The sequence below is a fragment of the Streptomyces nanshensis genome (assembly GCF_001751255.1).
GTDB classification, from domain to species: Bacteria; Actinomycetota; Actinomycetes; order Streptomycetales; family Streptomycetaceae; genus Streptomyces; species Streptomyces nanshensis_A.
On record NZ_LJGW01000499.1, the window covers coordinates 1 to 680 of the forward strand.

Annotated in this window: 1 protein-coding gene; it reads right to left on the reverse strand. The window is 67.5% G+C overall.

Features of this window, described 5'->3' with window-relative positions:
* Positions 1-680: ketoacyl-synthetase C-terminal extension domain-containing protein (locus AN218_RS34905; RefSeq protein ID WP_141747734.1), on the reverse strand; the 680-nt coding region annotated here is incomplete at both ends.

Consider the following 680-nt stretch of genomic DNA (forward strand, 5'->3'; position numbering starts at 1 on the left):
GCCACGTCGGTGAGGGGGGTGTCGGGGTGCTCCTCCAGGAAGACACGCAACGCCGCGGCCTGATCCCGTACCGCCCCCTCCGAACGCCCCGAGAGCACCAACGGCACCGGACCAGACCCCACAGCCTCCCCGGACCCCGCAGCCTCCGCAGTCTCCGGAAGAGGCTCCTCCTCCGGAGCCTCTTCCACGATCACATGCGCATTCGTCCCACTGATACCGAAAGACGACACACCAGCACGACGCACACGCCCCCCACCCGGCCACACACGCTCCCGCGCCAACAACGCCACCGACCCCGAAGCCCAATCCACCTCCTGAGACGGCCGATCAGCATGCAGACTCCGCGGCAACACACCCTTCCCCAACGCCAACACCATCTTGATCACACCAGCCACACCCGCAGCCGCCTGCGCATGACCGATATTCGACTTCAACGACCCCAACCACAAAGGACGCCCCGCATCCCGACCCCGCCCATACGTCTCCAACAACGCCTGCGCCTCGATCGGATCACCCAGCCGCGTCCCCGTACCATGCGCCTCCACCACATCCACATCGCACGCCGACAACCCCCCACTCGCCAACGCCCGCCGAATCACCCGCTGCTGCGCCCGCCCACTCGGCGCCGTCAGACCATTCGACGCACCGTCCTGATTCACCGCAGACCCACGCACCACCGC